General features: G+C 35.4%; 14 protein-coding genes. 10 read left to right on the top strand and 4 right to left on the bottom strand.

The annotated features are described in order from the left end of the window. Window positions 1-1,070: 1,070 nt before the first annotated feature. The 7 genes from CWS01_RS05950 to CWS01_RS05920 all read left to right on the top strand — a co-directional run bounded on the left by CWS01_RS05950 (window position 1,071) and on the right by CWS01_RS05920 (window position 9,162). On the top strand, window positions 1,071-1,742 hold the full coding sequence (locus tag CWS01_RS05950) for a GntR family transcriptional regulator (protein ID WP_235851984.1): 672 nt from the start codon (window positions 1,071-1,073) through the stop codon (window positions 1,740-1,742). Between the two features lie 25 nt (window positions 1,743-1,767). Then, window positions 1,768-3,156 carry an allantoinase AllB gene (gene allB / locus CWS01_RS05945; protein ID WP_101176263.1) on the top strand — a complete coding sequence of 463 codons (1,389 nt, stop codon included), beginning with the start codon at window positions 1,768-1,770 and terminating at the stop codon, window positions 3,154-3,156. A gap of 191 nt (window positions 3,157-3,347) precedes the next feature. Continuing rightward, window positions 3,348-4,775, top strand: a complete 1,428-nt coding sequence (locus CWS01_RS05940) for an NCS1 family transporter (RefSeq protein WP_101176280.1) — start codon at window positions 3,348-3,350, stop codon at window positions 4,773-4,775. A gap of 787 nt (window positions 4,776-5,562) precedes the next feature. Further along, on the top strand, window positions 5,563-6,042 hold the full coding sequence (locus tag CWS01_RS05935) for a CPBP family intramembrane glutamic endopeptidase (protein ID WP_157827571.1): 480 nt from the start codon (window positions 5,563-5,565) through the stop codon (window positions 6,040-6,042). Further along, a complete protein-coding gene (locus CWS01_RS05930; RefSeq protein ID WP_101176261.1) occupies window positions 6,014-6,934 on the top strand; it encodes an ABC transporter ATP-binding protein in 921 nt (306 codons plus the stop codon). Before CWS01_RS05935 ends, CWS01_RS05930 begins: the two co-directional genes overlap by 29 nt. Beyond that, window positions 6,934-7,881: an ABC transporter permease subunit gene (locus CWS01_RS05925; RefSeq protein WP_101176260.1), complete on the top strand. Its 948-nt coding sequence runs from the start codon at window positions 6,934-6,936 to the stop codon at window positions 7,879-7,881. Before CWS01_RS05930 ends, CWS01_RS05925 begins: the two co-directional genes overlap by 1 nt. A gap of 348 nt (window positions 7,882-8,229) precedes the next feature. Next, a complete protein-coding gene (locus CWS01_RS05920; protein WP_101176259.1) occupies window positions 8,230-9,162 on the top strand; it encodes a DUF4405 domain-containing protein in 933 nt (310 codons plus the stop codon). A 187-nt stretch (window positions 9,163-9,349) separates the two neighbouring features. Here the strand turns inward: CWS01_RS05920 and CWS01_RS05915 are convergent, their stop codons facing one another. Next, window positions 9,350-10,558: an ornithine--oxo-acid transaminase gene (locus CWS01_RS05915; RefSeq protein ID WP_101176258.1), complete on the bottom strand. Its 1,209-nt coding sequence runs from the start codon at window positions 10,556-10,558 to the stop codon at window positions 9,350-9,352. Window positions 10,559-10,571: 13 nt separating this feature from the next. Further along, a complete protein-coding gene (gene pruA / locus CWS01_RS05910) occupies window positions 10,572-12,119 on the bottom strand; it encodes an L-glutamate gamma-semialdehyde dehydrogenase (RefSeq protein WP_101176257.1) in 1,548 nt (515 codons plus the stop codon). Between the two features lie 528 nt (window positions 12,120-12,647). Here pruA and CWS01_RS05905 point away from each other — a divergent pair. Beyond that, window positions 12,648-13,250, top strand: coding sequence for a bifunctional transcriptional activator/DNA repair enzyme AdaA (locus tag CWS01_RS05905; protein WP_101176256.1), 603 nt, complete (start codon window positions 12,648-12,650; stop codon window positions 13,248-13,250). Further along, the gene (locus CWS01_RS05900) at window positions 13,234-13,758 is read left to right on the top strand and encodes a methylated-DNA--[protein]-cysteine S-methyltransferase (protein ID WP_101176279.1); all 525 of its coding nucleotides are present in this window, start codon (window positions 13,234-13,236) and stop codon (window positions 13,756-13,758) included. The genes CWS01_RS05905 and CWS01_RS05900 overlap by 17 nt, the downstream gene beginning before the upstream one ends. A gap of 69 nt (window positions 13,759-13,827) precedes the next feature. On the opposite strand, the gene CWS01_RS05895 is transcribed toward CWS01_RS05900, so the two are convergent. Then, window positions 13,828-16,908 carry an efflux RND transporter permease subunit gene (locus tag CWS01_RS05895; RefSeq protein ID WP_101176255.1) on the bottom strand — a complete coding sequence of 1,027 codons (3,081 nt, stop codon included), beginning with the start codon at window positions 16,906-16,908 and terminating at the stop codon, window positions 13,828-13,830. A 101-nt stretch (window positions 16,909-17,009) separates the two neighbouring features. Here CWS01_RS05895 and CWS01_RS05890 point away from each other — a divergent pair, with 101 nt between their 5' ends. Further along, window positions 17,010-17,843: a TetR/AcrR family transcriptional regulator gene (locus CWS01_RS05890; protein ID WP_101176254.1), complete on the top strand. Its 834-nt coding sequence runs from the start codon at window positions 17,010-17,012 to the stop codon at window positions 17,841-17,843. Between the two features lie 868 nt (window positions 17,844-18,711). Here CWS01_RS05890 and CWS01_RS05885 read toward each other — a convergent pair. After that, a complete protein-coding gene (locus CWS01_RS05885) occupies window positions 18,712-19,650 on the bottom strand; it encodes a ring-cleaving dioxygenase (protein WP_101176253.1) in 939 nt (312 codons plus the stop codon). Window positions 19,651-19,659 lie beyond the last annotated feature (9 nt).

The raw sequence follows: 19,659 nt of genomic DNA, 5'->3' as shown, positions 1-19,659 counted from the left end.
GGTTAATATTTTGTTTTTTCATCATAAATCTCTCCCTTATCTAAGTTTTATTTATTTCATATATTTTTAATTAGCAATGTAAATATGGTTTTTATTTTTTATAAAAAGAAGCTATTGATTTTTTATCAAAAACAAATCATGTTATTGTTTTCAAGGCTATCATATGCTTCATCTCTTTGAAAGAGTAATGTTTGCTTTTGATACTTTTATTATAGTTGTTAAATTGTGAAAAACATCACAAATATTTGTCTGTTTTGTGAACTAGACAAATAAAACGTTTTCTTTAAAGAATCAATTCACAGGTTTGTAACAATTATAAGTAAATAGAGAACCAATGAATGGTACGGCTGATTTAGTTTAGCAGTTACAACTAAAGGGGAGTACTAGTCAGGAGGAATCAAGTCTTCCGCTGATTGTTAGCAGAATCAATCAGGCTTTATGGGCAGTTCTCTCCCATCTGAATTACTTTGGGCTTCTCATCATTTGGAGAGAGGGACAAACGGAATTAATGCTGAATAATTGATGCAGGAAGAAAATATTTTTTAAAAAAATAAAAAATATTGTATAAAAACAAAAAGGGAAGCTGGAATTCAGCTTCCCTTTTTGTTTTTATGATAAATAGAAAACGTCTATATAACAATTTTCTTTGTAGTATCAGCTCCATCCTGCGCTAGATACCATGATAACCACATATGTCATCCAACCTAGTTATAGTATAAATGAAAACGATTGCAAAATCAATAGTCAATAAGAAAAAAATGGATAAAAGTAGAATGGCAGGTATAAAATCCTTACTCAAAGGATAATAAGAAACAACGATGGTGAGCGTTGCAGTATGCGAATTTTCTTTTTATTTATATTATTGCAAAATTATATTTCGAATCATTTTGTGTAAGGAAATCTGACATAATGATGTTATAAAATAAAATGTTTTTTCAAAAAATAATTGAAAATCAAAAAATAATGTAGTAACTTATAGCATATAAGAAATTGTATACAATCTCGTATACAATGTGAAAATAATCGGTTATAGTAGCATTTTGTTTTTCATAAAAGAGAGGTCATACCTGATGAATGCTAAGGAAATAGCAATTTACAATAAAATTAAACAGGCAATCATTCAGCAAAAACTGCGTCCTAATATGCAGCTTGTAGAAACAGAAATTGCTGAATCATTTGGAGTAAGCAGAACACCTATCCGCAATGTCCTTCGCAGACTCTCCTATGAGCGTCTAGTAAAAATCATTGCAAATAAGGGAACGTTTGTTACATCTTCTTCCAAGGAAGAAGCAAAAGAAGTATTTGAAATGAGACGAATCCTTGAAGGGGAAGCAGTGAAAAAAGCTTGTCTGCTAGCAACGGAAGAGCAGCTTCTTGAATTAGAGCAGATGGTTGAAGAAGAAGAAAAGACTCATTTAGACATCGAGTATTATGACGCTATTCAAATGTCAGGAGAATTTCATTTGAAAATAGCAGAAATGGCGGGAAACTCTTATTTTTATCAATATCTAGAAGACTTGATTTCGCTAACACATGTGATCATTTCTATATACGGAAAAAATCAGGAAGAAAAGGATGCTTGTTTACATCATCGTCATATCTTTCATGCGATTAAGAAACGAGATGAACAGTTAGCAGCAGAATTGGCATTAGAACATTTAATTGATATGGAAAATAATCTGCAGTTTAGCGACAAAAATCAGCTTTCAGTGTCTTTGACGGAAATTTTTAATCCTAAATAATTAATTGGCAAGGAGGAGGGCAATCATGATGTACGACCTGATCATTAAAGGTGGAAATGTAGTTTTTAAAGAGGTTGTGAAGAAAGCAGATATCGGCATTAAAGATGGAAAGATTGCTGCTATTGGAGATATCATCGAAGGCGATTCTTTTCAGACGATAAACGCCGAAGGGCAATATGTAATGCCAGGCATGATTGATACACACGTTCATATATGCGAACCAGGACGGACAGTGTGGGAAGGATTTACAACAGGTACGAAGGCGCTTGCTGCAGGTGGGACAACAAGTTATGTGGATATGCCCTTAAATGCACTTCCTGCAACGATAGATCGCAAGTCTCTTCAGTTAAAAAAAGAGGCAGCATCAGGAAAAAATTATGTTGATTATGCATTTTATGGCGGGTTAATCCCTAGCAACTTGGAAAAATTGACTGAACTTTCAGAAGAAGGGGTGGTCGCATTTAAATGCTTTATGTCATCATGTGGTTCCGATATACCAGAGGATTTCACCAATGTGGATGATTATACGTTATATATGGGAATGAAAAAATTAGCTGAATTAGGACATATGTTATCGATTCATGCAGAAAATGCCATAATCACCGATCGAATGGCAGAAGAGATGGTGAAAAATGGGAAACTAACAGCAGCCGATTATGTGGCATCCCGCCCTGTTGTTGCGGAAGTGGATGCAGTTAAACGAGCATTGCATTTTGCGAAAGAAACAGGCTGCAAGCTTCATTTTGTCCATATTAGTTCAGCTGAAGCGGTCGAAGTGATTGAAAAGGCAAAAAAGGAAGGGCAAGATGTTACGTTGGAATCATGTCCACATTATTTTACGATTACAACCGCAGAGTTTGAGGAAATAGGTCCTGTTGCCAAGTGTTCTCCACCGCTTCGTGATGCGGAAGAGCAAGAAAAGCTTTGGCAGAAATTAATAGAAGGCAAATTGGATATGCTGACATCTGATCATTCCCCGTGTCCTCCTGAAATGAAGGAAAGTGCAGCAAACAACATGTTTGAAGTATGGGGTGGGATTACAGGCTGCCAAAATAATGTTGATTTAATGTTTGATGAAGCAGTAATGAAACGAAATATCCCTGTGGAAGACTTTGTTCGAATGATCAGTTACAACCCTTCCAAACGTTTTCAAATGCCAGAAAAAGGGGAAATTGCGGTTTCAAAAGATGCTGATATTATTTTGCTTGATCCAAATCAATCCTATGTTGTGAAGAAGGAAGATTTATACTACCGTCATCAGCACAGCCCGTATATTGGCAGAAAAATTAACTGTCGGGTGACGAAAACACTAGTTAGAGGAAATGTGGTATTTGATGTAAATCAAGGTATTATCGGGGATCCGGTAGGAAAATTAGTGATATACAATCCAAAAGTAGAGTGTGTTATATCGTAATTTTTAAGAAACAAAAAATAAGGGGAGATTCTAGGGGATTTTGAAATTGCTGTAGATTATCCCTTTCTTATAGAAAGCATGTCACAGCTAGAATTTACTACATAATAGGGTTTTATATAATTTTTAAACTGAATATTTTGAATTTTAAAAATTTAATTTTATAAAAATAGAGGGAGTGAAGGGCTTTGGCTATGAATATCGAAAGTTATGTGTCTACAAATGAGGAAGAAATCCCAACGAGTGCGAATATGGATGAATCGTTAAAGCCAAAACAAGAAAAAGATCGTACAGTAGGGTCTATTGCATATGCATTTATGTGGATAGGGGATGGCATTAACTTAGGAAATATGACTCTTGGAGCAAGTCTGTTTGTGGCAGGAGCGGCAACATTGAATATTTTTCAAACATTTTTGGCAGCTATTATTGCTATTGGAATTATTTCTACTATTTTTGCATTAAATGATCGATTAGGCTATCGAACGGGAATACCTTATGTGGTGCAGCTAAGAATGTCATTTGGAATTAAAGGATCTGTTATTTCCTCTTTATTGCGGGGAATTCCTGCTATTGTCTGGTATGGTTTTCAAAGCTGGATTGGAGCAACTGCGTTAAATGAAATTGCCAAAATTGTGACAGGAGGCTCTTTTAACAGCATTGCGGTTTGTTTTGTGGTATTGCAGGTTGTACAAATAGTTCTTTCGTTATACGGTTTTCATGCGATTAAATGGGTGGAATCTCTTGCTTCTATTGTTATTATGCTGGCACTTGTTTATGTATTTGGCGTTCTTTTAAACTCTCATAGTCAAGTGATTGTTGATAAATGGGTTCATGCAAAAGGAACATGGGGATTGCCTTTCTTCGCCTTTATTATGGTCTTTTTAGGAAATTATGCTGCTATCTTTTTAAGCGCAGCAGATTACTCTAGGGAACTGAAAACTGGTATGAGCAATAAAAAGCGTGGAACTTTGTATTTCTTGCCAATCTTTATCGCATATGGTTTTGTTCTTGCAATTGGTGCAATGCTTGCTGCAGCAACAGGTATCGCGAACCCAGTAAAAGCATTTGCAATCATTGTAGATAACTCCTACATTACTGTTTTTGTATCAGCATTTATCGTAATGGGAGCAATTGCAGTAAATATGGTTGCAAATATTATTCCGCCAACGTATGTCGTGCAATTGCTGACAAAAATGAAATACAAATCAGCTGTTGTAGTAACTGGACTTCTTGCTTTATGCTCCTTCCCATGGGTGCTTGTCCAAGATTCATCAGCAAAAGGGCTAAATACATTTATTTTGATCTATTCCGCCTTTTTAGGGCCGATTGTGGCGATTATTTTAATAGAATATTATCTATTAAGAAAACAAAAAGTAAATGTTGCTGAACTATATAAAGAAGACGGCCAGTTTGCTGGCTCTAATCCAAGTGCAATACTAGCCATGCTAATCGGTGCAGGAGCAGCATTCATAGAAGTAGAGCTGGCATGGATCATCGGCTTTGTTGTATCAGGCATCAGCTATCTTCTTTTAATGAAATATGCATTTAAAGATTCGAAGTTTAGAAAAGGCACGATTTTTGAGAAAAATGGAGAGGGTAATGAAAATAAGCAGATAAGTTGAATATAAAAGGATGTCCACTTTTTGGACATTCTTTTTTTGTTGGTATTTTAAGAGAAGAACAGAGTTTTTAAAGGGGAAATAAAGAATAAATTGTTGTTTCTATTAGAAGAAATAACGAAAAATTTCCTTATTATATGTTCACAAGAAAATAAGAATACAATCTATTCTGATCAGATTTCATTAATAGATGAAAGTACTAAAGAATCGAGGGAAAATAAAGGCTGGTGGGTAAATTAGAATAGCATGTGAAAGGAAATTTTTAAAATTCTACATTTACGAATAGTAAGACCCCTATTGAAGTATCATTAAGTCAAATTTTGTTTATTAATAAAATGTTTATAGAAAAAAATGTAATAAAATGTTATGATTTTTTAGTAAATATTCCCAGAATTTCTTTAGCGGTAAGCAAATAAATGAAGATACAGTTTTTAGTTGAATTATTGAAGGTTTATTTTTCACTAGAATTAATGAAATAGCCAAAAGGAAGGTTGGAATTTCAAACTTCCTTTTGCTTGAATACTAACACTTTGAACTACCCGCCACTTAGCTAATGCTTGAAGTGGGAGTTTTTGGTCGAGCCAGAATCACTACTTAGTGGGAGAGATTTGGATAGATTAATATAATTAAATATCAGATAAGTAAAGTTGTATTTTTAGATAAGGCTGTCCTTGAAGGACAACCTTATAAATTATGTGAATTTAGTGATTACTTAATCGAATTAGTTTGAAACTAGTTCAAGAACCCACTTGAAAATACGCCAATCCATTTACATATTTGTTTCCATGTATTGTTATTTGTTCCACTTCAAACGACAGTGGAGGAACTCATTTTCAGAGGATTTTTATTACAATGGTTTGCCAAAAAAAATTCCCATCCATTTTTACTCCCCTTGTTAGTAGCATTAATCTTTGGTTCCTTGCATTTTACAAATCCAGAAATGGAAAAATCAACATTATGGGTAGGTTTAAATTATATATGGGGCGGATTTATGCTGACATTTTTTGCGGTAAAAGCAGGTAGATCTGAGTTATCTATTGGGGCACATGCAGCAAATAATATGTTTATACTTTGGTTTTTAGCTGAAGAAAAGTCTACTGATGATGGGTCTGTTCCTTCCCTATTTAAAGTAGTGGATGTCCATCCTGCTACAAACCTAATGTGGAACATATGCATTTTTTTATTGTTCTATTTCTTTATACAAAAAAAATACAGCAGCTTCAAACGGAGGAGTGATCATAATGTCACTGGAAGATATAGTCATAGTTGAAAATTTAGAAAAGAGTATCAAAGGCAAAAAAATTATCCATGATCTTTCATTTAAAGTTCAAAAAGGGCAAATATATGGTTTTCTTGGACCGAATGGTTCTGGTAAAACAACTACAATACGTATGCTAACAGGAATGATTAAGCAGTCTTCAGGTTCGATAAAGATTATGGGTTATGATATTCAAAAAGATTTTAAAAAGGTGATGCAAAATTTAAGTGCAATTGTTGAGAATCCAGCTTTATTTGATTATATGAGTGGATGGGATAATTTGATGCAAGTGGTTAGACGGTTAGACAAAAAAGTAGAACTGGATCATCTAAAATGGTGTGTTCAAACAGTGGAATTAACAGATCGAATACATGAGAACGTAAAAAATTATTCTTTAGGGATGAAACAAAGGTTAGCTATTGCCCAAGCACTAGTTTCTTCTCCTCAGATTATTATTTTAGATGAGCCTACAAATGGAATGGATCCATCTGGTATAAAAGACATGCGATCACTTATAAAAAAATTATCAAGAGAGCAGCAAATAACCATTTTCTTATCTTCTCATTTACTTAGTGAAATTGAGCAGCTTTGTGATCATGTTTTAATTATTAATAAAGGAAGACAAGTAGTGGCAGGATCTGTTTCCGATTTAATTGCACGTAATACCTCTACTTATTCTTTGGAAGTAGATCCTTTCCAAGTAGACGTCGCCTACAAAAAATTAAAAAATAATAGTATGGAAGTATATAAAGAAAACAATAAAATCATCGTGAATTGTAAAAAAGAGGACATTCCTCATATGGTGAATTTTTTATACGAAAAGAACATCCACGTATATTTAATTAATCAACAAGACAATTCTTTAGAAGATTATTTCTTATCCGTTACACAGGAGGTAATGTAATGCTCGGAGGTGCTGTGAAAAATGAACTTGTGAAATTATATAAAAAAAAGAGGCTTCACGTTATTGCAGGCATACTCATTTTCTTTGCTGTTCTAATGATGGTGATTGATTACTTTGATGATTCTTCTGCTAAAGGAGAGAATTGGAAAGAGCCACTCGTCACACAAACTGAAGAGTTAAATAACTATATAAGCACTTTAGATAAACACTCTACTGAATACAAAGAGATGGTAAAGCAACGTGATAAATTGGAATTTCAGTTAGAGCATAATGTTAATCCAGAAGTAGAAGGTGCAGCAGGTTCAGCTATTTCTAGTGTCTCTGGAATGTTTATAAAAATAGTTCTTCCGGTATTAATAGTAATCATTACAGCAGATATAATTGCTGGCGAGGCTTCTAACGGTACGTTAAAATCTATACTGGTTAGCCCTATTGGCAGAAGTAATATCCTTTTTTCAAAATGGATAGCTGCAATAATTGTTTCTATTGGTGCAATGTTATTATCAGATTTATTGACCTATTTGTCAGCGATTCCTAAAAATGGATTAGGAGATTGGAATAGTTTAATTGTTGTAGGGGAAGAAACATTAAAAGCTATCCCTATTTGGCAATATATGCTTCAGGGCTTGCTGTTAAATATAATCGTGATTTTAACATTATGCAGTGTATTTATACTTATTTCCGTACTGTTTCACACAGTAACAACATCCATTAGCCTTTCTATTTGTCTGGTAGTCTTTGGAGGAATATTATCAAGTCTTCAAGGCAAGCTGGATTTATTAAAATATCTTTTTATTTTAAATTTGGATATTGGCGCCCATCTTACAGGCGATTTTGATTTGCAGAATACGTCTTTATTGTTATCTAGCAGTGTTATGATAGTTACGATGATTGTTTCTATTTATCTTTCTTTTGCTTTTTTTACAAAAAAAGACATGCTTGTGTAAAAAAAATCAGTCTTTTGCAAGTGAGAGATTTCGTTAATTATTAGCAACAGAAATAAATGTATAAGTCTATTTATTTTAATCGGGTGTTCTTTTTTATTTATATTTATCTAAATACTAGATGTGCCTGATAGATTTAGTGGACGGCTGTCTTATTATCAAGATTGCACATATTCAATAGATTAAGCAGTAGAACTTCATGTGGAAGAAAATGTTTTTTTGTGATTTTTAAATCGTAGAAAAGAAAAATTATTTTATAAACAAAAGTCTGTCAGCAAGCAGTGCAAATTAAGAAAAAATTAAGGATGCCCTCTTATAGTATGGTTAATACATTAACTGAGGAGAGTCTTTATGAAAAAAATAAATTATATTAAATTTTCCCTAGACTTAATAATGGCGTTATTATTTGTGTTATTTTTCAATAAGCAAGTGCTAGGAGGGTTAACGTTTCATGAAATAGCAGGGATTGGTTTTGCGGCAGCTTATTTTACCCATATCTTTCTGAATTGGAAGTGGGTAAAGAATGTAACAATGAAGTTGTTTGATCGGAAGTTGTCATGGAAAGTCAGAGGAAGCTATGCATTAAATTTATTATTGCTAGTATTCATGAGTTTTATTATTATCAGTGGAATCTTTATTTCCAGAGTGGTATTTCCAAATATCAATATAGGCAATGAAAGATGGTTTCAAATGACCCATATTTCCATCTCATTTTTAGTTTTGGCACTTATAGGCGTTCATGTTGGGCTGCATTGGCAATGGGTTGTGAATGTTTGGCAGAAAATGTGGAAGTACAAACCGAAAAAGATTTGGATCAGATATATGGGAAAAGCAGCAGCGGTTCTTATTTTACTATTTGGGATATACGAAATGAATAACACTGGATTTATGAATCGTTTGGCAAGTGCAAGCTCCATCATAGGAATAGGATCACAAACTATGGCAGAGGGAGGAAAAGGAGAGATGATGGGAGAAAGAGGAGGGGTTTCATCTGAAAACTCAACTTCTGGTTCCTTTCAGCGGCCAACTGAAAATAGTAGTGAAGGACAAAATTCCTTCCAGCCTCCATCTGGAGAACGGCCGGATAATTTCCAAGGGAAAATGGGCGGCAATCATGAAGGCGGAGAAAGCAATGTATTTAGTGTGATTATAACTTATACAGGAATTATGGCTGTTTTTGTGATTGTGACCTATTATTTAAATAAATTAACTAAAAGAATGCAAAAAAATAAAAAGAGGAGAGGCATTGGACAAAAACAGGCTGCAGCTGGGGAACAAATCTAAAAAATATTTATCCGTTTATTAAATGAAAAACATACTAGCATTAGTAGAACAAACCATGACCTTGGCCTGTATTACTAAAGTTAGTATGTTTTGTTGTATCAACGATTGCTGCACATCAATGACATCTGCAGAAAGAAACTCTGCAGGTATATGAGTAGGGAAACAAGAAAAATAGTCGGCTAGTTCCTTATTGTGTTTGGAATACTTTTTGGATTCGTTCCATTGCCCAATCTAATTCTTCTTTTGTAATGGTAAGGGGTGGGGCAAAACGAATGACTGTATGATGTGTTTCTTTGCAAAGCAATCCTTCTTCTTTTAAGTCTTCACAATATTTCCGAGCATCTTCTGTTAATTCCATGCCAATAAATAAGCCTCGGCCTCTGATTTCTTTAATTATCGGACTTTTGATTGCTTGTAATTTTTTTTTGAAGTAATCTCCAAGTTGCAGCGACCGATCGGCCAATCCTTCTTCTTCTATGACTTCTAAAGCAGCGACCGATACAGCGCATGCAAGGGGATTGCCGCCGAAAGTAGAACCATGTGAACCAGGAGTAAAAACTCCTAATATATCCTCATTTGCTGCTACACATGAAATAGGGAATACTCCCCCGCCGAGGGCTTTTCCTAAAATAAGCATATCGGGTTCGATTCCTTCCCATTCGTATGCAAAAAGTTTGCCGGTTCTTGCTAAACCTACTTGTATTTCATCTGCTATAAATAGGACATTATTTTGTTGACACAGATCAAATGCTTTTTTTATGAATCCAGCTGGCGGCAGGACTATGCCCGCTTCTCCTTGAATTGGTTCGATTAAAAAGGCTGCCGTGTTAGGGGTGATTGCCTTTTGCAAGCTTTCTAAATCACCGTATGGAATTAACTTTATTCCAGGCAGCATTGGTCCGAATCCTTGTTGATATTCTGCTTCAGATGATAAAGAAACGGCAGTCATTGTTCGCCCATGAAAATTTCCTGTACAAGCAATAATTTCTGCCTGATTGTCGCTGATGCCTTTCGCTTTATAAGCCCATCGCCGTGCCGCTTTAAAGGCAGTTTCCACGGCTTCGGCTCCAGTATTCATCGGGAGGGCCATATTTTTTTTCGTTAACGTACAAATTTTTTCATACCATGGACCAAGCTGATCATTATGGAAAGCTCGTGATGTTAAAGTAACTTTATCTGCTTGTTGTTTTAATGCTTTAATGATTTTAGGGTGGCGATGGCCTTGGTTTACGGCTGAATAGGCACTGAGCATATCCATATATCGATTGTTCTCTGGATCTTCTACCCATACACCTTGTGCCTTTTTAATGACGATTGGAAGAGGATGGTAGTTGTTTGCGCCAAATTTTTCTGTTTGCTGAATAATTTTTGTAGTTTGTGTTGTTTCAGTAGACATAAAATCCCCCTCCTTAAAATGTTTCAGATGTTGTTTTGGCTTGCATATGAAGAATTAGATAGTCAGGTCCTCCAGCCTTTGAATCGGTTCCAGACATATTGAAGCCCCCAAAAGGTTGATACCCGACAATAGCTCCGGTACAGCCTCTGTTAAAATATAAATTTCCAACATGGAATTCTTCTCTTGCCCGCTCTAAATGTTCTCGATTGTTCGTCCATAAAGCGCCTGTTAATGCGTAATCGGTATTATTGGCAACTTCCATCATATGGTCAAAGTCCCGGGCTTTGCAAAATGCTACAACAGGACCAAAAATTTCTTCTTGCATTAAACGTGCATTCTCATCTACATCGGCAAAAATAGTTGGCTGAATAAAGTATCCAGATGTATCATTGCCTTCACCGCCTATCAATAATCTTCCTTCTTTTTTGCCAATCTCTATATAGTTCATCACTTTATTATAAGATGCTTGATGAATGACTGGTCCCATATATGTCCCTGAATCTTCTGGAGCGCCGACAGACAGCTTTTTTGTTAAAGCGATTGCTTTTTCTAATACTTTGTCGTAAATATCTTGATGAATGACTGCTCGAGAACAGGCAGAACATTTCTGGCCAGAAAAACCAAAAGCAGATTGAACAATAGAAGCAGCCGCTTTGTCTAAATCTGCATCTTTATCCACCAAAATCGTGTCTTTTCCTCCCATTTCTGCAATAACCCGTTTTAGCCAAATTTGTCCTGGCTGCACTTTTGCTGCTCGCTCATAAATACGGCAGCCAACGGCACGGGAACCTGTAAAGGAAACAAATCGAGTTTTGGGATGTTCGACTAAATAATCTCCAATTACTTCTCCTTTGCCAGGAATATAGTTTAATACACCATTTGGGAGACCGGCTTCTTCCATTACCTCTACAAATTTTGCTGCTATAACAGGTGTGGCATCTGCTGGTTTTAATAAAATAGTGTTGCCTGTTACGATAGCAGCAACTGCTGTGCCTGCCATAATGGCAAGAGGAAAGTTAAAGGGAGCAATAATAATCCCGACACCAAGAGGAATATAGTGATATTGATTATATTCTCCAGATCGGCTTTTTACGGCTACTCCATTTTTTATTTCAAGAACTTGGCGAGCGTAATATTCCAAGAAATCAATGGCTTCTGCAGTATCTGCATCTGCTTCGTTCCAAGGCTTTCCAGACTCTTTCACTAAATAGCTGGAAAACTCATGCTTTCTTCGGCGGATGATGGCAGCGGCTTTGAATAAAATATCTGCACGATGTTCGACTTTCCATTTTTTCCACGATTCAAAGGCTTGGAGGGCAGATTGCATGGCCTTTTCCGCCAATTCTTGATTGGCGATGGAGACAGATCCAATTACTTCTTCTTTATTAGCAGGATTAATGGAGATGGTTTTTTCATCTGTTTCTATTTTTTCTCCATTAATAACAAGAGGATAATGTTTGCCGAGCTGTGTATTAACATATGCTAAAGCATCTTTAAACGCCTGTTTATTTTTTTCTACGCCAAAATTAGTAAATGGTTCATGATGATATGCAACTACCATTTGAATCACTCCTTTTTTATTAGAAAATGCAGAATGTTAAACACTCTTTACATATAAATATATCTATTAGGACGATCCGGAATGACGATTTAGCAATATTTAATGGAAAAAATTAATAAGTTCTTTTCGATGTTCCATTTAAACGTCGTTATTATTTCTATATAATGGAAAAAATGAAGTGGTGTTGAATTATTATCAAGATTAAACGATTGCTGAATATTTCCATTTTTTCAGCGGGTTTTATATCATTTGAAAAGCAAATAAGTATCTAGCATATTTACAAATCTATTTTTTTACGTGATGTATATAATAGAGTTTTATTTTGTTATCTTGCTATTATATTCGAAATATCTTATTTTTTCTTTTTGAAATGGTTATAGTGTTAAGTACAAGAGATATTATCGACCTGCTGCGAACAAAAAAAGCGATGATAAAAAATACAGTTAGCTAGGAGGAGTATCCTTATTTTTTAAAATAGTTTGTTTTGCTGCCGGATGTTCGATAAGCCACTAGAAAGAAGTGAAACATATGGCAGAAAGGATGAATAACTCTATGGAAAAAATAACAGAAGAAAAGTGGCAAGCTATTATCAATAATGATGAAACGTATAATGATAAATTTTGTTATGGGGTGAAAACAACGGGTGTTTTTTGTAAGCCTTCATGCAAATCAAGGCCTCCTAAAAAAGAAAATGTAGAGATCTTTACAAACGCAGATCAAGCGATTCTGGCCAATTTTCGCCCATGCAAACGGTGCAAACCGAATAATGAACATTTGCCGGATAATGAATGGGTTACTGTTGTGACAGAATATATCGATAAGCATTTCGGCGGGAAATTAACATTAGAAAAGTTAGCAGATATTGCTCACGGAAGTCCTTATCATTTGCATCGTATCTTTAAAAAAATAAAGGGTGTCACCCCTGTTGAATATATCCAGCAAGTCCGCTTAAAACAAGCGAAAGAGCAGTTGATTCAAACAAATATAGGGATTGCTGAAATTGCATTATCTGTGGGTATGCCAAATTTACCTTATTTTATTACTTTGTTTAAAAAGAAAATTGGCTATACACCAGCACAATATCGGCAAATGAAATTAATGGAGGATAAGGATGATGGAACAAAAAAATAACCCAACGATTTATTGGTCTTTGTTAAGTTATGGAGAGTGGAATTTTTATATAGCAATGACAGCTAAAGGACTTTGTTATGTTGGTTCACAGAATGCGCTATTTGAAGAATTATCTGAATGGGCAGGGAAGAGATTTCCAAAAATTTCTCTTGTGGAAAACGAAGAAATGCTTAAAGCCTATAGGGAAGAAATAATAGAATATTTAGAAGGAAAAAGAAAGGACTTTACTATGGCTTTTGACTATAATGGAACGCCATTTCAACTGGCGATTTGGCAAGCACTTTGTGAGATTCCATATGGACAAACAAAGTCGTATTCTGATATTGCCAACTCCGTAAATAAACCTGCCGCAGTTCGTGCTGTTGGAGCAGCAATTGGTGCCAATCCGGTTCTAATTACGATTCCTTGCCACAGAGTAGTTGGGAAAAATGGGTCTTTAACTGGTTATCGCGGGGGCTTAGAAATGAAGACAAAGCTTCTTGAATTGGAAAAAAGCATCAGTAGATAGTGTGAAATAATAGAAGAGAGGATAAATAGCAAAAAAGCCTTGCAAGTGATTCTTGCAAGGCTCAAATGGTTAATTCTCTTGAACTTCTTTACGGTTTTTTCTAAATAGTTTTGATAGCACTTCGTAAACGATTGGAACAACTACTAGTGTTAATAGTGTAGAACTTATTAACCCGCCGATTACGGTAACAGCTAAACCTTTAGATATTAACCCGCCGCCTCCTGATCCAACGGCTAATGGGATTAATGCACCGACAGTTGCGATTGCTGTCATTAGGATTGGACGAAGACGAGTTGCACCGGCTTCAAGAACAGCAGCACGCATATTCATGCCGTCGCGTTCCATATGAATAATCCTGTCAACGAGTACAATTGCATTTGTTACAACAATACCAATCAACATTAATAGACCCATCATAACAGATACTGAAATGGTTTCACCTGCAATTAATAGACCAACAAATGAACCAATTACTGCAAATGGAAGAGAGAATAGAATTGCAAATGGTGCGACACCTTCACGGAATGTAACCACAAGGATGAAGTATACGATTGCGATTGCTGCAAGCATTGCTACCCCAAGTTGTGTAAATGTTTCATTCATATCTGCAGATACACCTGCAACTTCTGTTGAAACACCTTTTGGCAGTTCTAATTTATCCACTTTTTTGTCTACTTCAGCTGTTACTTTCGAAATATCATCGTCTTTAATAGTACCTGATACAGATGCATAATATTCTCCTTTACTGCGTGAAAGGGTATTTAGCGTTGTACCTTTATCTACTTCTACAAGATCAGAAAGAGGCATTTTGCCTTGTGCAGTAGTTATTTCTGTATCCAACATTTCATCAATTGATTTAGGCTGTTTTGCTTTTTCTTGCTGTACAATGACATCTAAAGAATTTCCATCTTTTTCAACAGTTGTTAAGACATCTTTTGTAGAGGATGGATTGAGCAGCATGACAAGTTGGCCTGTTGTTAAACCATATTGCAATAACTCATCTTGTTCTACATTAAATGTATATTGCACGTATGCATCTTCAGCACTTGATGAAACATCTTTTAAACCATCGTTATCTTTCATAATTTTTTCGACTTTTTTAACAGATTCATTTAGTTTATCTAAATCTTCACTGTATAATGTGTAGCTGATTTCATTTGTAGATCCTGACATAGACGTGAAGTTTTGACTTTTCCATTCTCCGGATTGGCCAATGTTCTTCACATAATCTTCAATTTTATCGCGAACTTCAGGGAAGTCTTTCATGTCTGGGTCAAAGATTAGATACATTAGGCCTCCGCCAGAACCTCCGCCCATCATTGCTGACATCTCATTTGCTTCATCATTTACGGATAATTGAACAATGTCAATATCGTCGCGCTCAAGCATTTTATCTTCGACTACTTTAATATTTTTTAATGTATCTTCTTTTAATTCACCAGCTGCTGGCGTGTAAGTTAGATACATTGTTTTTTCTTCTTCGCTGCCCATAAAGCTGAAGCCGATTAATGGTGTTAATGCTAAACTTCCTACTAATAAAACAACGGCAATAATGGAAGTGATGATTTTATGGTTAAGAGCTTTTTCAAGAATGCCTTTGTACCATAATGATAATTTGCCGACTTCTTTATGGCTGCTTTCTGTTTTTTCACTGTACAATTTTTTCTTAAATAAGAAGTGGGATAAAGCAGGCACTACTGTAATAGCTACAAGCAGGGAAGCACCAAGAGCAAATGTCATCGTTAATGCGAATGGAGTAAATAATTCACCGACCATTCCGCCAACAAAGATAAGCGGCGCAAATACTGCAACAGTTACTAATGTGGATGATAGAATTGGTTTAAACATTTCTATTGTTGCCGCGCGAACAAGGGCACGGCCTGTTAATTTTTCATCTTTTAAATGTAAACGACGATAAATATTTTCTACAACAACGATAGAGTCATCGATAACCCGGCCAATCGCAACTGTAATCGCACCAAGTGTCATAATATTTAACGTAATATCCATCCAGTTTAATAGAAGCAAAGCCATAAAAATAGATACTGGAATGGAAATAATGGAAATAATCGTGGATTTAAAGTCGCGTAAGAATAATAGGATAATCAATACGGCAATTAAACCACCAAATACTGCCTTTTCAATCATTGTGAAGACAGATTCTTCAATTGGTTTCCCTTGGTCAACTGTTATGTTGATATCTAGACCATCAATTTTTTTCGTTTCATCTTTGACTAAATCTTTTACAGCATTTACGACATCAACTGTATTTGCTTGTTGACTTTTGACAATTTGAATGGCAATGGCATCTTTTCCATTTGTGCGGGAAACAGATTGCACTTTACCAATAACTTCAATTTTTGCGATATCGCTAAGTTTCACAAATGGAGATGGATTCTCCGCTGTTGGCGTAACTGGGATAAGCATATCTTTTAATTCATTGGCGGTCATAAATTTGCCATCAATGGAAACTGCTTCTTCCCCTTCATCGAACTCATAAAGACCTAATGAAACTTGCATATCACTTGCTTGAATCATTTCTTTGACTTTATCTTCTGTTAAATCAAGTTCAGTCATTTTTTCTTTGTTATAAGTAAGATCTACTTCTTCCACATGCTGGCCAGTAATGGTTGCAGATGCTACTCCATCGATTTTTTCGATTTTTGGAAGCAAGATATCTTCTACTGTTGAAGTTAACTCTACAATATCTTCTTTAGAGCTGCTTGCACTTAATGCAACAACTGGCATCATGTTCATGCTAATTGCAGAAACCGTTGGAGTCTCTACACCATCTGGCAGTTCTACTGACTCAATGGCAGATTTTAATTCGCGTTTTGCTTCGTCCATATCTATACCATATTCGTATTCCACTTGAACATTCGACATGTTAGAATACGAATTAGAGTAGACGGCTTTTACATTTTCAAGACCTTCTACTGCTTTTTCAATAGGCATGGATATATCATCCATTACCTTTTCTGGAGTTTCACCAGGATATACTCCCGTTACTGTAAGATAGGGAATTGAAATATCAGGGATTGTCTCCATGTTCATACGAGTGCCTGAATAAATGCCTGATACAGTAATGATGATGGTAAGAAGCCATACTGCCAGTTTGTTACCGAGAACAAAATTTACTACACCTTTCAACTAATACACCTTCCTTTAATTGACTTGCTAAGCTTATTTTTTTATAATAATGACTAACCGGTCATTTGTCAACAACCATGTTCTAGGAGTGAAGAAATAAAATGATGAAAAAACAATTAATAATGGAAAAAGCATTGGAGCTTTTTGCGATGCAAGGTTTTGAAGCAACATCTGTTCAGCAGATTACCGAACAATGCGGTATTTCAAAAGGTGCCTTCTACTTATCATTTAAGTCAAAGGATGAATTGATTTTATCCTTAATAGATCATTTTATGATGCAGATCACTTCTGAACTTGACTGCATAGTCAGAGATACGGAAAAAACGAATGAAGTACTGTATAAATTTTATTATGGTAATTTTTCTTCCTTCTATAAGTACTCTGATTTTGCGAAAACTTTTATTAAAGAGCAGACTCATTCATTTAATGAAGAGTTTATCTTAAAAATTCATTATTATGACAGTGAATTGGAAAAAATCATCCTATCCATGATTGAAAGAATATATGGTGAGAATTTACCTGCTAAATTGGATATTATGTATAGCATTAAAGGATTTATGAATACTTATTCTCATCTTTTTCTTTTCTCTCAAGTTCCGTTTGATTTGCATCAGCTAGCGAAATCTCTTGTAGAAAAAACAGACCTGCTGGCAAAACATGCTGCTGTCCCATTCTTGACAGAAGAACTTTACCAAAATATCAAACATCCGGTAACAGAAGAAGAACAAAAGGAAAAAATCCTTGAAATCATTGATCAAAAGATAGAAGGGCTTAAAGATGATTCGATTGTACAAGAATCATTTATTCTGCTTAAAAAGCATCTAAAAGAACCAACATTTGGCCCAGCCATTGTCAAAGGACTGCTGGAAAATATCCGCCATAATTCACATTGCAAGTGGATTACTTATTTGTTGCAGAGTTATTTGAAGATGTAGCTTTAAATCAATGATGTGCATATAATCACTAAAATTTACCACCTTTATTAAATGGTTTATTTGAGTATCCATATTTTGGGTGCTCTTTATTCTTTTTAACTAATAGTTGGACTGTTAAAATAAAGCTTCATTTTTATATACGTTTCCCGTAGATAAATAGTTTCGCTTTTTTTGTATAACTTGGAAATTTTTTTTGTTTTTTATAGTCTGTTTTCGTAAACTTTGTTGCATTTAAAGAAGTAGGCTGATTGCAGTGAAGGGATGCTCGCTTTCCGTGGGGCGGGCGGTGAGCCTCCTCAGGCTGTGGCCTTGCGGGGTCTCACCTGTCCCGCTAATCATACAGGAGTCTCGCACCTTTCACTCCAATCTACCTGTTTTAACCATAGAGTTGCTCATGGGAAATATCCGAAAAACAATAATCCTTTAGAAAACAGCCTTTTTATATGAGTAATAGAAAATGCACAATCAAAACAGGTATTGGAAAAAATAAGGAGGGGGATAAAAATAAGCACAATAGAAAGCAGCAACGACCTGAACTTTGAAGCTGTCTTTATCGTCAACATGTATAATATGCTATTTGAATTAGAAGAAGACAAAAAACAAGGCTTCTTTTTATTATAGATTAACAACAATACTTATTTTTTCCCTATTCTAAGATGACAGAATTTAATTAATATCTCGGATGGTTAAAAGAGAGGGGATAAAGAGCGAGTAGAGCTATTGCAAGTAAGTTTCTATCTTAACTGAAAGTTTGTCTATTCTTGTCGATTATTTCCGAGGAAATCTTAAAAATAAAAGGAAAGCAGCATAACTCGTTGCTGAAAGAGTTATGCTGCTTCTATTGTTTCGGATAATTCTATTTGTAAAATCAGTCTAGATCTCTTACTGCAAACGGCAGCAAGCTTCCTTCAATTTTTGCTCTATGGGGTTCATACTGTGATGGCAGCATCAATTGTTCACCCATTGTTTTTGTTGATTCATCATGAGCAAAACCTGGAGGATCTGTTGCAATTTCAAATAGAATGTCACCATGTTCTCTAAAGTAAATAGCATTAAAGTAGTTTCTATCCTGAACAGGGGTGACACCATAGCCACTCTCTGCCACATACTTTTGCCAATCCAATTGATCTTGGTCATCAACAGCTCGCCATGCAATATGATGAACGGTGCCTACACCCATTTGGCCGCGTCCAATAGGAGTTAATTTAAGATCAATAATATTTCCTATATCAGCTGTAGAGCGATAACGAGTGAAATCTCCTTCTTTGCCGACCAATTCCAGCCCCATTACTTTTTCCAATAATTCAGCTGTTTTCTCCGGCTGAGTTGATAATAGAGTAGCTCCGCCAAATCCTTTGATAGCAACTTCCGATGTTACCTCTCCAAACGTCCATGTATTGATTTCGCCTTCTTCTCTTTCCACTATTTCTAAGTGAAGTCCATGTGGGTCATCAAATTCTAAATATTGTTCTCCAAAGCGTTCTATTACAGTAAAAGGAATATTAAATTTTTCTAGTCTTTTTTTCCAAAAGTCCATGGAATCTTTTGGAACAACATAAGAGGTAACTCCAACTTGGCCATCGCCAATGATTCCTTGTCGAGCTTTTGCCCATGGAAAAAATGTGATGATGGTTCCTGGTTTTCCACCTTCATTGCCAAAATAAAGGTGATACGTACCAGGATCATCAAAATTTACTGTTTGTTTTACCAAACGCAAGCCTAAAACACCAGCGTAAAAATCAACATTCTCTTGTGGGTGGCCTACGATTGCAGTGATGTGGTGAATACCCAATGTTTTTTTGCTCATTTTGTCCAC

Origin of the sequence: Niallia nealsonii (assembly GCF_002835805.1) — a bacterium.
In the GTDB taxonomy this organism is placed as follows: Bacteria; Bacillota; Bacilli; order Bacillales; family Cytobacillaceae; genus Niallia; species Niallia nealsonii.
The sequence above is the reverse complement of the archived record's forward strand: the minus strand, read 5'-3'. Positions and strand labels throughout refer to the sequence as shown.